Below are 14520 nucleotides of genomic sequence, written 5' to 3'. Positions count from 1 at the left end.
GGATGAACGCCACCCCGCGACCCTACGACCACCACGCTTAGTGCGTGAAACCACACTCACCCGAACACGTATCCACAGGTCACAAGCTCAAGGTCTGACGACATCCAAGCGAGTGAGCCAAGTCAGGTGGCCGCAACAATCGGCCGCGCTAATGACCGCCGCCCACCGGACAACGACCCCTGACCGAAGCCCAATCGCGTCGCGCCCACCTCGGCGTCGCGTGAAAACTGACCTCCTCAGTGAAGGGGCTGGGCGAGATCCGCCGGTTGCACCGGGCTAAGGACATACCGATCAAGGTGATCGCTCAGCGCATGCGCGTCTCGAAGAACATCGTCAAGCGTGCCTTGGCGGTCAGGGAAGCCACCGAGAAGGCCCGCCGAGGGACAAAGGGCGTCCGGGGACCGAGGAGCGCGCGTTAGGACGGCAGGGCCCTGCTGCTCGGTCCGGAGTGGGATTGCTGGCCTAGGAGGGCCAGCCCCGGTCCTCCTGGAAGGGAACCTGCGGCTTCGCTTCGATCGTGCTCATGAGAACTCTGGAGACGCCGAGGCTGACCTCGCGTCCGCTGAGCGCCTGAGGACTTCGAGGATTACGCCGCGATGCTCGCCGATCCGGAGGTGGGCCGGTTCCTGTCCACCGAAGGCAGCATGTCCCGCGAGGATTCCTGGCGGAACCTGGCGCTGTTCCTGGGGCATCAGCAGATCCGCGGGTTCTCGAACTTCGCCGGTCTTGAGAAGGACACGGGGTGCTTCGCCGACCGTGTCGGTCCATGGCAGCCGGCCGGGTGGCCAGGATTGGAGGTCGGGTGGTGCCTGGTGAAGCGCTTCCGGGGCCTCGGTACGCCACCGAGGCGGCACGTGAGGCGTTGGGGTTCTGCTTTGACGATGGAGCCACTGAGGTGATGTCGCTGCTAGGGGGTGTGGCAGCGGAGCCCACACCGGCGGCCGCGCGGTAGCCCCCGAACCCGGCGGCATGGCGTAGGGCGGTACCCCGGGCGGTGGAGAGGAGGCGCGGCGAACTCAGCCGCAGCGGGTGTGGCAGCGGAGCCTGACAGCGAGTGGCCGCGGGGTAGCCCCCGCGAACCCGGCGGCATGGCGTAGAGGCGGCCCCCGGGCGGTGGAGAAGATGCGTGGCTGGCTTAGCCGGCAGGGGGCGTGGGGGCGGAGCCCCCACATCGGGGGTCCGGGGGTCGCCCCCCGGATCGACATGACGAAAGGAGTGGCGGTCTGCGCTTTTTGCAGACACACCACTCCCGACTCCGAGTGGGCCTAGGTGGACTTGAACCACCGGCCTCATCCTTATCAGGGATGCGCTCTAACCGACTGAGCTATAGGCCCGGAGTGTGCCGCCGCCCCTGGCGGCGCAACGAGAGGTTACCCCATCTGGGCGGACAACCGGAAATCGATTGCCGGGCAGCGGCGGGACGGGGCTACTCGGCCTCCTTGAGGGTGACCTCGACGCCGCCGACCAGGTCGGCGGCGAGGTTGTAGATGACGGAGCCGACCGTGGACAGGGCGGTGATGAGCATGACGTTCAGGGCGCCCACGAGGACGGTGTAGCCGAAGACGCGGAAGAAGGAGAACCAGTTGCCCGCGTCGACGCTGCCGGTCGTCTCGCCCTGTTCCCGGGTGAGGCTGTTGATCGTGTCGCTGATGGCGTCGAACACGCCGAGGCCGGACAGGATCACGTACAGGACGATGACGGCGACGAGGAGGACGACGAAGCAGACCAGCGACATCACGAAGCTGAACTTCATCACCGACCACGGCTCGAGCCTGGCGAGCTGGAGCTGGGCCTTGCGGGCCGGCTTGCCGTTCGCGGGCTTGGCCGAGTTGGCCGGGGCCATGGCGGTGGACGGGCGGTCCTTCAGGACGGTGCCGGCGAAGCCGCGGCCGGCGCCGTCCGAGGACGGGGAAGAGGGAGAGGACGAGCCCGAGCCGCCGCCCGCGGCCGCGGCGGGTGTGGCGGAGTTGCCGGGCGTCGGTTTGAACGGCTTGCTAGCGCTCTCCGTACGTCCTGCCGAGACCGAACCGGACGGCTCGGCGGGTTTGGCCCAGCCCGCCGAGCCGGGCGAGGACGACGAGGACGACGAGGAGTCGTCGGCGGTGTCCTTGACCGGGGCGATCTCGGGGGTGTCGGCGTCCTTCGCCGGCTTCTCCTCGATCTTCGCCAGGTCGATCCGCGTGGTGTCGGCGCCGGCCGAGTCCTCGGCGGCGGCGGGCTTGCCCGGCTCCAGGTCGACGGTCGTCTCGTCCCGCCCGGACTTGGCGGACGCGGCGGCGACGGTCTTGGACGGCTTCGTCCCGGACTTGGACGGCGACGCGGCCGGTTTCTTGCCGGCGCCGCCCGTCCCCGAGGCGGCCGCGCCGGGCGGCCCGCCCTTGTTCTTGCCGGGCTCGGTGCTCACGTGTCCTCCTGGCCTAGCGGCTCGGTGACTATGCAGGGTACGTCACTCACCGTCGCCCCCTTCGCCGTCGTCGGAGCCCGAGTCCTCCAGGGCCTCCGACTCCACAATGGACTCTACGTTCCTCGCGATCGCCACCACGCTGGCCCCGTCCGCGAGGTTCATCAGGCGGACGCCCATGGTCTGCCTGCCGGACTGCTTGATCTCCGCGGCGGTGGTACGGATCACGCCGCCGTTCGACGTCATCGCGAACACCTCGTCGTCGGGGCCGACCATCAGCGCCCCTACCAACATCCCGCGCGATTCAACGATCTTAGCGGTGAGGACGCCCTTACCCCCACGTCCCTGGAGCGGGTACTGGTCCACCGGAGTGCGCTTCGCGTAGCCACCCCGGGTGGCCACCAGGACATCGTCCGAGCCGTTGTGGACGACGAGCATGTTGAGAACTTCCTGGTCCTCGTCGAAACGCATGCCGATGACGCCGGACGTGGCGCGTCCCATCGGCCGCAGCGACTCGTCGTCGGCGTTGAACTTGATCGCCTGGGCGCCGGTGGAGACCATCAGCAGCCTGTCCTCGGCGGACACGAGCCGGGCGGCGATCACCTCGTCGCCGTCGATGAGGTTGATGGCGATGATGCCACCGGTGCGGGGCGAGTCGAAGTCGCGCAGCGCGGTCTTCTTGACGCGCCCCTTCTTCGTCCCGAGGACGAGGTAGGGCGCGACGTCGTAGTCGCGCAGGGTCATGACCTGGGCGATGTGCTCGTCCGGCTGGAAGGCCAGCAGGTTCGCGACGTGCTGCCCGCGCGAGTCGCGGCCCGAGTCGGGCAGCTCGTAGGCCTTGGCCCGGTAGACGCGGCCCTTGTTGGTGAAGAACAGCAGCCAGTTGTGCGTCGAGGTGACGAAGAACTGGTCGACGATGTCGTCCTGCTTGAGCTGCGCGCCGCGGACGCCCTTGCCGCCGCGCCGCTGCGCCCGGTACAGGTCGGTCTTGGTGCGCTTGGCGTAGCCGCCGCGGGTGATCGTGACGACGACGTCCTCTTCGGCGATGAGGTCCTCGTAGGAGACGTCGCCGTCGAACGGGATGATCTCGGTGCGCCGGTCGTCGCCGAACTTCTCGACGATGGGGGCGAGCTCGTCGCCGACGATCTGCCGCTGCCGCTCGGGCGAGGCCAGGATGTCGTTGTAGTCGGCGATCTCCGCCATGAGCTTGTCGTACTCGTCGGTGATCTGCTGGCGCTCCAGCGCGGCGAGCTTGCGCAGCTGCATGTCGAGGATGGCCTGCGCCTGGATCTCGTCGATCTCCAGCAGGCTCATCAGGCCCTGCTGCGCCTCCGACGCGGACGGCGACCGCCGGATGAGGGCGATGACCTCGTCGATCCGGTCGAGTGCCTTCAGCAGCGCGCGCAGGATGTGGGCGCGCTCCTCGGCCTTGCGGAGCAGGAACCGGGTGCGGCGGACGATGACGTCGATCTGGTGCGCGACCCAGTGCCGGACGAACTGGTCGATGCGCAGGGTGCGCGGCACGCCGTCCACCAGCGCGAGCATGTTCGCGCCGAACGTCTCCTGCAGCTGGGTGTGCTTGTACAGGTTGTTCAGGACGACCTTGGCGACGGCGTCCCGCTTCAGGACGATGACGAGGCGCTGCCCCGTCCGGCCGGACGTCTCGTCGCGGACGTCCGCGATGCCGTCCAGCTTGCCGTCCTTGACCCCGTCCGCAATCTTGAGAGCGAGGTTGTCCGGGTTGACCTGGTACGGAAGTTCGGTGACGACGAGGCAGGTGCGGCCCTGGATCTCCTCGACCTCGACGACGGCCCGCATCGTGATGGAGCCGCGGCCGGTGCGGTAGGCGTCCTCGATGCCGCGGCGGCCGACGATGAGGCCGGCGGTCGGGAAGTCGGGGCCCTTGACCCGCTCGATCAGCGCCTCGAGCAGCTCGTCGTCGGACGCGCCGTAGTTGTCCAGGTACCAGCGGACGCCGTCGGCGACCTCGCGCAGGTTGTGCGGCGGGATGTTCGTCGCCATCCCGACCGCGATGCCGGCGGACCCGTTGACCAGCAGGTTCGGGTACCGGGACGGCAGGACGTCCGGCTCCTGCGAGCGGCCGTCGTAGTTGGGGGAGAAGTCGACGGTCTCCTTGTCGATGTCGCGCAGCAGCTCCATCGCGAGGGGCGCCATGCGGCACTCGGTGTACCGCATCGCCGCGGCGGGGTCGTTGCCGCGCGAGCCGAAGTTGCCGTTGCCGTCGACCAGCGGGTACCGCATCGACCAGGGCTGCGCGAGCCGGACGAGCGCGTCGTAGATGGCGGAGTCGCCGTGCGGGTGGTAGTTCCCCATGACGTCGCCGACGACGCGGGCGCACTTGAAGTAGCCGCGGTCGGGCCGGTAGCCGCCGTCGTACATCGCGTACAGGACCCGGCGGTGGACGGGCTTGAGGCCGTCGCGTACCTCGGGCAGCGCGCGCGCGACGATGACCGACATGGCGTAGTCGAGGTAGCTCTTCTGCATCTCGACCTGGATGTCGACCGGCTCTATCCGTTCGCCGGGGTGGCCGCCCTCTGTGGTCACGTCCGTCACTCTGAAGACCTCTTCTGCTCGGTGGGAAGGAAGTACGTCCGCCTGCGGGGATCGGGCCTGCGGGAGCCGCGGTGTTCAGGCCGCTGGGAGCCGGGCCCTGGGCGCGTACCTCAGATGTCGAGGAACCGCACGTCCTTGGCGTTGCGCTGGATGAACTCCCGGCGGGGCTCGACCTCCTCGCCCATGAGCACGCTGAACAGCTCGTCCGCCTGGGCGGCGTCGTCCAGCTGGACCTGCAGCAGGACCCGGTTGTCGGGGTCCATGGTGGTGTCCCACAGCTCGTTGGCGTTCATCTCGCCGAGGCCCTTGAAGCGCTGCACCTGGTCGCGGGGACGGGGGTCGCGCTTGCCGGCGGCGATCCCGGCCTCGATGACCGCGTCCCGTTCGGCGTCGGAGAAGGCGTAGTCGGCGTCGCTGCCCCGCGCGTCCCACTTGATCTTGTAGAGCGGCGGCTGCGACAGGTACACGTGACCGGCCTCGATGAGCGGCTTCATGAACCGGAACAGCAGCGTCATCAGCAGCGTGTTGATGTGGTGGCCGTCGACGTCCGCGTCCGACATCAGGATGATCTTGTGGTAACGGAGCTTGGCGATGTCGAACTCGTCGTGCACGCCGGTGCCGAGCGCCGTGATGATCGCCTGCACCTCGTTGTTCTTCAGGATCTTGTCGATCCTGGCCTTCTCCACGTTCAGGATCTTGCCGCGGATCGGCAGGATCGCCTGGAAGTGCGGGTCGCGGCCGCCCTTCGCGGAGCCGCCCGCCGAGTCGCCCTCGACGATGTACAGCTCGGACTTCGCCGGGTCGGTGGACTGGCAGTCCGACAGCTTGCCGGGCAGCGCCGTCGACTCCAGCAGGCTCTTGCGGCGGGTCAGGTCGCGCGCCTGTCGCGCCGCGACCCGCGCGCGCGCCGCCTGCGACGCCTTGTTGATGATCTCCTTGGCCTCGCCCGGGTTCTCCTCGAACCAGTCGCGCAGGTGCTCGTTGCACGCCCGCTGCACGAACGACTTGGCCTCGGTATTGCCGAGCTTGGTCTTGGTCTGGCCCTCGAACTGCGGGTCGGCCAGCTTGATGGAGATGATCGAGGTGAGGCCCTCGCGGACGTCCTCGCCGGTCAGGTTGTCGTCCTTGTCGCGCAGCAGGCCCTTGTCGCGGGCGTACCGGTTGACGATCGTGGTGAGCGCCGCCCGGAAGCCCTCCTCGTGCGTGCCGCCCTCCGCCGTGTTGATGGTGTTGGCGAACGTGTGGACGGACTCGGCGTAGGACGAGTTCCACTGCATGGCGATCTCGACCGACATGCCCTCGGTGTGGTCGTCGAAGTACACCACCGACTCGTGGACGGCGTCCTTGCGCGCGTTGATGTAGCGGACGAAGTCCTCGATGCCGCCCTCGTAGTGATACCGGACGACGTGCGGCTCGCCGTTGGAGTGGTCGGGCCGCTCGTCCCGCAGCGTGATGGCGAGGCCGCGGTTGAGGAACGCCATCTCCTGCATGCGGCGGGAGAGGGTCTCGAAGTTCCACTCGGTGACCTCGAAGATGTCGGGGTCGGGCCAGAACCTGATGAGGGTGCCGGTCGCCTCGGTCTCCTCGCCCTGCTGGAGCTCGCTCTCGGGCCCGCGCCACGTGTACGACTGCCGCCACACGTGGCCGTTGCGGCGGACCTCGGCCTCCAGTCGGGTGGACAGCGCGTTGACCACGGACGAGCCGACACCGTGCAGACCGCCGGAGACGGCATAGGACTTGCCGTCGAACTTGCCGCCCGCGTGCAGCGTGGTGAACACCAGCTCGATGGCCGGACGTTTCTCCACCGGGTGCTCACCGACGGGGATGCCGCGGCCGTTGTCGCTCACGCTCACACCGCCGTCGGCCATCAGCGTCACGACGATGTCGTCGGCATGGCCGGCCAGGGCCTCGTCGACCCCGTTGTCCACGATCTCGTAGACGAGGTGGTGCAGGCCGCGCTCACCGGTCGAGCCGATGTACATGCCCGGGCGCTTGCGAACCGCCTCAAGCCCTTCAAGGACAGTGATCGAACTAGCGTCGTACGCCAAAGGAGATCCTCCTGCCGGGGATGTCAGCCGCTCCGCGCCCGAGGGAGGCGCGGTGTGCCCCGTAACACACATGGGGGCACCCGGTCGTGCTCTGTGCATGTCTGGTCAGAGGCCCGGGCACCCCATGGCGGCGCAGCATCCTGAACCGCATACATTCTACCGGGTCATGCGGCGAAAAGTGGCACTCACGAGCGCTGTGTGCGCGTGTGGCGGCCGATTGGACCTGGAGCTACATCCCCCCATAGGTCCCGGGGCGTTCTCTGGCCTACGTGGCGCTGGCCGCTGAACTGGGCACCCCGCCCCCCGAACGGATGTTCGCACCCGCCGGGCGATGGCCCGCGGCGCTTGTCAGCGGCCGTTGTCAGCGGCCTTAGTCAGCGGACGCGCCAGGCGCCCGTCCGGCGCGGCCCGGACGACGGACCCACGACCTTCACCCGCCGCACGGTTCCGTGCCCGAGTTCCTCGTTCAGCCGCCGGACGAGGGTGGACGACAGCAGGCGCAACTGCGTCGCCCACGTCGTCGAATCGGCGGCGACGGTCAGCACGCCGTCCTCGAACTGCTCCGGGCGGGTGTGCTCGGCCAGGTCGCCGCCGACGATCGCCGCCCAGTTGCCGAACACGCCGCCGACGGCCGCCCGCTGCTCCCAGCCGCGGGACGCCATCAGATCGCGGATCGCCGCACCGAACAGCTTGGGATCACCGCCGCGCCCGGGATCCCTGACCCGGACGACACGTCCGCCGCCCTTCCGCTTGCCGTTCTGCCCGGGGAGCGTGCCGCGCTTCAGCGCGTCGGCCTTCGCCTGGGCGAGGGCCTCGCGCGCCAGTTCGATCCCGGACTTGGCCGGGACGGCCTCGGCCCCAGCCCCGTTCTCGGGAGAGTTGTCCACATCCTGTGGATCATCACTCACACGCTCACCCCTTCCCGTTCCGCGCGAAGGCCTGCAGTCGGTCGGTCAGTCTCGGACGACCTTGCCGTCGGAGACGGTATACGACCCCCCTGTCAATTCGGCCGGGACGTCCGCGGGGACGGCGGCCGTGATGAGGACCTGCTCGGCCGGGGCCACCATGTCGGCCAGCCGGCTGCGGCGTCCCGTGTCCAGCTCGGCGAACACGTCGTCCAGGATGAGAACGGGGTCGTCGCCGTCGGCGCGCAGCAGCTCGTAGGCGGCCAACCGCAGCCCCAAGGCAAACGACCACGACTCGCCGTGACTCGCATAGCCGCGCGCTGGAAGTTCCCCAAGGCGCAGGACGAGCTCGTCCCTATGCGGGCCGACGAGACTCACGCCCCGTTCCAACTCCTGCTTACGCGACTCGCTTACGGCCGCCATGAGCTGCTCGGCGAGTTCTCCACGGTCTGTGGACAACTTCACGTCCCCCAGCGAACTCTTGTAGGTGAGGTCGGCGCCGCCGCTGTGCGGTGCAAGGGCCGCATAGGCATGCTCGACAAGCGGACGCAGTGCCTCGACCAGCTGGAGCCGTGCCGCCAGTAGCTCCGACCCGGTACGCGCCAGGTGGGAATCCCACACGTCCAGGGTCGCGAGCACCTCCGGGCCGGGGGAGCGCCTATGCGCGGCCGCCGATTTCAACAGGGCGTTGCGCTGCTTGAGGACGCGGTCATAGTCGGAGCGCACGCCCGCGAACCGTGGAGCCCGCGCGGTGAGGAGCTCGTCCATGAACCGGCGCCGCTCCCCTGGGTCGCCCTTGACGAGCGTGAGGTCTTCCGGGGCGAACAGCACGGTCCGCAACATCCCCAGGATTTCCCTCGGCCTGGGGATAGGGGACCGGTTGAGCCGCGCCCGGTTCGCCTTGCCGGGGTTGATCTCAAGCTCGATCAGCGCCTTGCGGTCGTCCTTCACCACCCCGGCCCGGACGATCGCACGCGGCGCCCCATGCCGGACGAGCGGCGCGTCGGTCGCCGCCCGGTGACTGCCGTGCGAGGCGACGTATCCGATGGCCTCGACCAGGTTCGTCTTGCCCTGCCCGTTCGGCCCCACGAACGCCGTGACCCCAGGCTCCAACGCGACCTCGGCGGCCGGATAGGACCGGAAGTCCTGCAACGAAAGGTGGGCGACGTGCACCCACCCGAGCGTAGAGCCTCCCCAACGCCACCCGGCCAACCCACCCCGCGAACGCCGTCCACCCGCTGAAGGCCGGCCCCTCCCGGCCTGGTGAAGCGCGGACCACTCCCGCCTGGTTGAAAAGCAGGCCCCTCCCGCCCGGGGGCGGACCCGTTACCACCATGGTCAACCCCCGCACAGGCCTGGGGAAGACGAACACCGAACTGTGGATAACCCGTCAGAGCTTGGGCGGGGTGACGTCGGCGCCGGGGGAGTCGCCGTCACCGTCGCCGGCGGACGTGACGGCGTGGCCGCCGAACTGCTTGCGGAGGGCGGCGACGACGCGCATCGCGGGGGAGTCGTCCTGGCGGGACGCGAACCGCGCGAACAGCGAGGCACTGATGGCGGGCAGCGGCACAGCGTGCTCGACCGCCGCCTGCACCGTCCAGCGTCCCTCGCCCGAGTCGTTGGCGTAGCCGCGCAGGTCGTCCAGCTCCGGGTCGCCGGCGAGGGCGCGGTTCAGCAGGTCCAGCAGCCAGGACCGGATGACCGTGCCCTCCTGCCAGCTGAGGAACGTCTCCGGCACCTTCGTGACGAGGGGGCTGGCCTCGATCAGCTCGTAGCCCTCGCCGAACGCCTGCATCATCGCGTACTCGATGCCGTTGTGGACCATCTTCACGTAGTGGCCCGCACCGACCTTGCCGGAGTGGACGAAGCCGTACTCCCCCTCCGGCTTCAGCGTCTCGAAGATCGGCATCAGCCGCTTCACGTTGTCGTCGTCGCCGCCGACCATGAGCGCGTAGCCGTTCTCCAGCCCCCACACACCGCCGCTCACACCGCAGTCGACGAACCCGATGCCCTTGGCCGCGAGCTCCTCACCGTGCTTCTGGTCGTCCACATAGTGTGAATTACCGCCGTCGATCACGACGTCGCCGGACTGGAGGACCTCCCTCAGCTTGTGGACGGTCTCCGCGGTGGGCTTGCCGGCGGGCACCATCACCCACACGGCGCGCGGCGGGGACAGCCGCTCGACCAGCTCCTCGACCGACCCGACGTCGCTGACCTGCGGGTCGCGGTCGTAGCCGACGACCGTGTGGCCGCCGCGGCGCAGCCGCTCGGCCATGTTGCCGCCCATCTTGCCCAGGCCGATGATCCCAAGCTCCATGAAAAGCTCACTCTCCCCTGTGCGTCGTCAACCACCGCGAAGGCGGCTCCCCCGCGGGTCGTCCCCGGCGTGCCCCGGGGCATGCCCCAGGGCACGGGCCTCATCCGGACAGCCGCACCGGCATGATCAGGTAACGGTAGTTCGGGTTCTCCCCGTCCTGCGGGGGCTTCCCGGTGAGGACGGCCGGCTTCGTCGGCGTCGTGAACGACAGCCGCGCCACGTCCGAGCCGATCGCTGAGAGCCCGTCCAGGAGGAACGCGGGGTTGAACGCGATGTCGATGTCCTCGCCCTCCAGCGTCGCCTCCAGGGCCTCCACGGCCTGAGCCTCGTCGCCGGTGCCCGCCTCCAGGACGACCTCGCCCTGGCTGAACGACAGCCGGACGGGCGTGTTCCGCTCCGCGACCAGCGAGACGCGCTTGACGGCCTCGATGAACGGCGCCGTCTGGATCTCGGCGAGGCCCGCGTACTCGCTCGGCAGCAGCGACCGGTACTTGACGAAGTCGCCGTCCAGCAGCCGGGACGTGGTGCGGCGGCCGCCGCCCGCGAAGCCGATCATCCCTTCGCCGGTGCCGCCCGTCCCGCCGAGCGCGATCGACACCTCGGCGCCGGCGGTCAGCGACTTGGCGGTGTCGGCGAGCGTCCGCGCCGGGACGAGCGCGACGGCGGAGAAGTCGGGGCGCTCCGGCTTCCAGTGCATCTCGCGGACGGCCAGCCGGTACCGGTCGGTGGACGCCAGCGTGACCGTCTCGCCCTCGATCTCCACCCGGACGCCGGTCAGCATCGGGATCGTGTCGTCCTTGCCGGCGGCGATCGCGACCTGGGAGACGGCGGCGGCGAACTCGTCGCTGCCCACCGAGCCCGCGGCGGGCGGCATCTCCGGCAGCGTCGGGTAGTCCTCCACAGGCATGGTGAGGAGTGTGAACTTCGCGCTGCCGCAGCGGAGCATCACCTTCGCGCCGTCCGTCGTGACCTCCACAGGGTGGGGAGGGAGGCTGCGCGAGATCTCGGCGAGGAGGCGCCCGGAGACCAGGGCCGTGCCCGCCTCCTCGACGTCGATCTCCGTGGACACCTGGGCGGAGACCTCGTAGTCGAACGCGGACAGCTTCAGCCGGTCGTCGTTGCCCTCGCCCCCGGCGACGAGGTGCATGCCCGCGAGGACGGGCACCGGGGGACGGACGGGAAGTGTGCGCGCGGTCCAGGCGACGGCGTCGGCCAGGGCATCTCTGTCGATGCGGAACTTCAACGGGACCAGCCTCCTGCAGGTGTCGGACGAGGGCGGGGCGATCTCGGCCGGGGCGGGGAGCTCGCGGCACGTTGTCCCCAGGCCCTGACTTGAGATGGATCTTTTCTTGAGTAGAGAAGTAGTGCAGTACTAGTAATAGGGGCGGTGGATAGTGTGGACAGAGGCTGTTTTCGCAGGTCAGGCCTCGTTTCTCTGTCCACTGGGGCTGTGCATGGACGGTGGACGGCGCGGCGGCGCCTGGGGACGGCGAATCTGTCCCCACACGTCATCCCCATGTCATCCCCCGGTTTTCCACGAGTTCTCCACGGGTATGTCATCGGGTTCGGCGGCCTGTGTACAGCGAACGGCGGTCGCGGGGCTTCGCCCACAGGCCCGTCCCCAGGTCGTCCACCGGTTTTCCCCAGGACGGCGGCGCGGGTGCACAGCCGGTCCACATCCGTCCACCCTTCATCCTCAGCTTTTCCCGGGGTCGTCCACCGGGTTATCCACGAAAATCCCCAGGGTTTTCCACAACCTGTGAGTAGCCGCTTCGGTTCTCTGGGGAAGCGCGCATTTTGTCGGTTCTTTGCCGTCAACAGGGTGTGGACGGCGACGGCGGGCCCTGTCCACAGGGGTGACGCGGGTCTGTCCACAGTGTGTACGACGGGGCGCGTCAGCGCTTGCGCGCCTGGTGCTTGATACGCCCGGTCAGCTCCGTGACCTGGTTGTATATGGCACGGCGCTCGGCCATCAGGGACCGGATCTTGCGTTCGGCGTGCATGACCGTGGTGTGGTCGCGGCCGCCGAACTGCTGCCCGATCTTGGGAAGGGACAACTCGGTCAGTTCCCGGCACAGGTACATCGCGATCTGCCGGGCGGTGACGAGCATCCGGGACCGGGACGGCCCGCACAGGTCCTCAATCGTGGTGCCGAAGTACTCGACCGTCTGCGCCATGATCATCGCAGCGGTGATCTCGGGGCCGGAGTCGTTCGGGATCAGGTCCTTGAGGACGATCTCGGCGAGCTTCATGTCCACCGACTGGCGGTTCAGGCTCGCGAACGCCGTCACCCGGATCAGCGCGCCCTCCAGCTCGCGGATGTTCGTCGCGATCTGCGAGGCGATGAACTCCAGCACGTCCGGCGGCGCGGCGAGGCCCTCCTGGCGGGCCTTCTTCTGCAGGATCGCGATCCGCGTCTCCAGCTCGGGCGGCTGGACGTCGGTCGTCAGGCCCCACTCGAACCGGTTGCGGAGCCGGTCCTCCAGCGTGACCAGTTCCTTGGGCGGACGGTCGCTGGAGATCACGATCTGCTTGCTCGCGTTGTGCAGGGTGTTGAAGGTGTGGAAGAACTCCTCCTGCGTCTGCTCCTTGCCCTCAAGGAACTGGATGTCGTCGACGAGGAGGATGTCCACATCCCGGTACCGGCGGCGGAACCCGTCCGCCTTTCCGTCGCGGATCGAGTTGATGAAGTCGTTCGTGAACTCCTCAGAACTCACGTAACGCACGCGGGCCCCATTGAAGAGGCTCTGCGCGTAGTGCCCGATCGCGTGGAGCAGGTGCGTCTTGCCGAGGCCGGAGTCGCCGTAGACGAACAGCGGGTTGTACGCCTTGGCCGGCTGCTCGGCGACCGCGACGGCCGCGGCGTGCGCGAAACGGTTGGACGAGCCGATGACGAACGTCTCGAACGTGTACTTGGGGTTGAGGCGCGCGTGCTCGGACGCCCCTGCTCCCTGTGCGGGGGCGGGTCCGGCGGCGTCCTCGTCCCGGAAGGCGGGGTTATCGCCCCGGAAGGCGGGGTTATCGCCCCGGAAGGCGGGGTTATCGCCCCGGAAGGGCTCCTCGCCGCGGTACGGCTGCTCGCCGCCGGTGAACGACTCCCCTGTCTGGAAATCGTCCGAGTGGCCGAGCGGTGGCTCGTTCCCACCGTGCTGGGGTTCGAGCCCCTGTTGCTCTGCGCGAGCCCGCAGCGGACCCAGCGTGCGGTCGTTCAAGTGCGAGTGAGGCGGACGTCCCTGCGGGGGTTCGCCACCGAACCCTTCCTGCCCGCGAAAGGCACGACCCTCGTACGGGCCTCGCCCCCCGGGGCCCGTCCCATAGGACGGTGGACGCGGGGCAGGGGGATAAGTGCCGCGGTCGTCATCCGCAGCCTGTGGATAACCTCCGGGCGGACCGGGGCTGTGGGTAACTCCCGACTGCGACCGGTATCCCTGGTCGTTGTAGGGCTGCTCGGGATAAGGACGCTCGTTGTTGTAGGAGCGATCCCGGTCACGGTCGTCCTGCGTCCGCTCGCCGTAAGAGTCGCCGTAGGAGTCGCCATAAGAAGGTGGAGGCTCTTGCATACCGAGCCCGGCACCGGGCCCGGGGACGGGCGCGGAAAGAGGCTCACCGGACCGGGAACCGGGACCGGGCAAAGGGCCGGTGGAGGGCGCCGCCGGCGGCTCCGGCTGGACGGTCACCGCGACACGGATCTCCCTGCCCAGCTCGCGGGAAAGGGCCTGCGTGATGAGGTTCCGGAGGCGCGTCTCCAGCGCGTCCTTGGCGAACTCGTTCGGCGCGGCCAGGAGTGCCGTCCCCTCGACGAGCGCCAGCGGGCGGACCATCGGCAGCCATGCGCGATAGCTCGGAGACAGATCGCTCTCGGACAGTGCGGTGAGGGTGCGGGCCCAGACCGATCCGAGATCCTGACCGTCCATGCGCAAGGTCCCCCTCCCACCGACTCCGCCGTACGGAGTACCTGACTTCCCGGCTCTCCCACGGGTTGCGGCGCGCCCCCCAGGGCACGTCCGCGACGCGGAAGCCTTACTCTCTCACGAGTTGTCCACAGAGTTTTCCACATGCTGTGCATAGGCATGCGGCACCTGTGTAAAACCCGTGGGACGGGTCTCTGGAAGCGGGGTCGGGAAGACTCCGGCCTTCTCGCAGCCGGTACGGGGGCGGTTCTCGAACGGGGGCTTGAGGGGCAGAACACCGACATCAGATCGTCGAATTCGTCGAAGGAGCGTCGGCTCGCCCGGACGACCTTAACCCCAACCGCCCCCACCCGCAACAGGAACC

Annotated in this window: 8 protein-coding genes, 1 tRNA gene and 1 pseudogene; 1 reads left to right on the top strand and 9 read right to left on the bottom strand. The window is 68.9% G+C overall.

Translation table 11 applies throughout. The annotated features are described in order from the left end of the window. Window positions 1-581 precede the first annotated feature (581 nt). Window positions 582-899: pseudogene (locus tag HUX53_RS10640) on the top strand (GNAT family N-acetyltransferase); the annotation flags it as partial. A gap of 361 nt (window positions 900-1260) precedes the next feature. Here HUX53_RS10640 and HUX53_RS10635 read toward each other — a convergent pair. From HUX53_RS10635 to dnaA, 9 genes are all read right to left on the bottom strand, one after another. Beyond that, window positions 1261-1334 (bottom strand) — tRNA-Ile (locus HUX53_RS10635). 92 nt (window positions 1335-1426) lie between these two features. Next, window positions 1427-2404 carry a DUF3566 domain-containing protein gene (locus tag HUX53_RS40935; RefSeq protein WP_309237158.1) on the bottom strand — a complete coding sequence of 326 codons (978 nt, stop codon included), beginning with the start codon at window positions 2402-2404 and terminating at the stop codon, window positions 1427-1429. A 42-nt stretch (window positions 2405-2446) separates the two neighbouring features. Next, window positions 2447-4975, bottom strand: coding sequence for a DNA gyrase subunit A (gyrA, locus tag HUX53_RS10625; RefSeq protein WP_176402992.1), 2529 nt, complete (start codon window positions 4973-4975; stop codon window positions 2447-2449). A gap of 110 nt (window positions 4976-5085) precedes the next feature. Further along, entirely contained in the window at window positions 5086-7023 is a 1938-nt protein-coding gene (gene gyrB / locus HUX53_RS10620; protein ID WP_176402991.1) for a DNA topoisomerase (ATP-hydrolyzing) subunit B, read from the bottom strand. A 374-nt stretch (window positions 7024-7397) separates the two neighbouring features. Beyond that, a complete protein-coding gene (locus HUX53_RS10615) occupies window positions 7398-7931 on the bottom strand; it encodes a DciA family protein (RefSeq protein ID WP_309237157.1) in 534 nt (177 codons plus the stop codon). A 45-nt stretch (window positions 7932-7976) separates the two neighbouring features. After that, entirely contained in the window at window positions 7977-9101 is a 1125-nt protein-coding gene (gene recF, locus HUX53_RS10610) for a DNA replication/repair protein RecF (protein ID WP_176402990.1), read from the bottom strand. 217 nt (window positions 9102-9318) lie between these two features. Then, window positions 9319-10245, bottom strand: coding sequence for a phosphogluconate dehydrogenase (NAD(+)-dependent, decarboxylating) (gene gnd / locus HUX53_RS10605; RefSeq protein WP_176402989.1), 927 nt, complete (start codon window positions 10243-10245; stop codon window positions 9319-9321). Between the two features lie 100 nt (window positions 10246-10345). Continuing rightward, window positions 10346-11488, bottom strand: coding sequence for a DNA polymerase III subunit beta (gene dnaN, locus HUX53_RS10600; RefSeq protein ID WP_176402988.1), 1143 nt, complete (start codon window positions 11486-11488; stop codon window positions 10346-10348). 652 nt (window positions 11489-12140) lie between these two features. Beyond that, complete coding sequence (gene dnaA / locus HUX53_RS10595) at window positions 12141-14159, bottom strand: chromosomal replication initiator protein DnaA (RefSeq protein WP_176402987.1); 2019 nt, start codon at window positions 14157-14159, stop codon at window positions 12141-12143. Window positions 14160-14520 lie beyond the last annotated feature (361 nt).

This window comes from Actinomadura sp. BRA 177 (assembly GCF_013372625.1).
Classification (GTDB): domain Bacteria; phylum Actinomycetota; class Actinomycetes; order Streptosporangiales; family Streptosporangiaceae; genus Spirillospora.
Note: the sequence above shows the minus strand (reverse complement) of the source record. Positions and strands in the feature narration are given on the sequence as shown.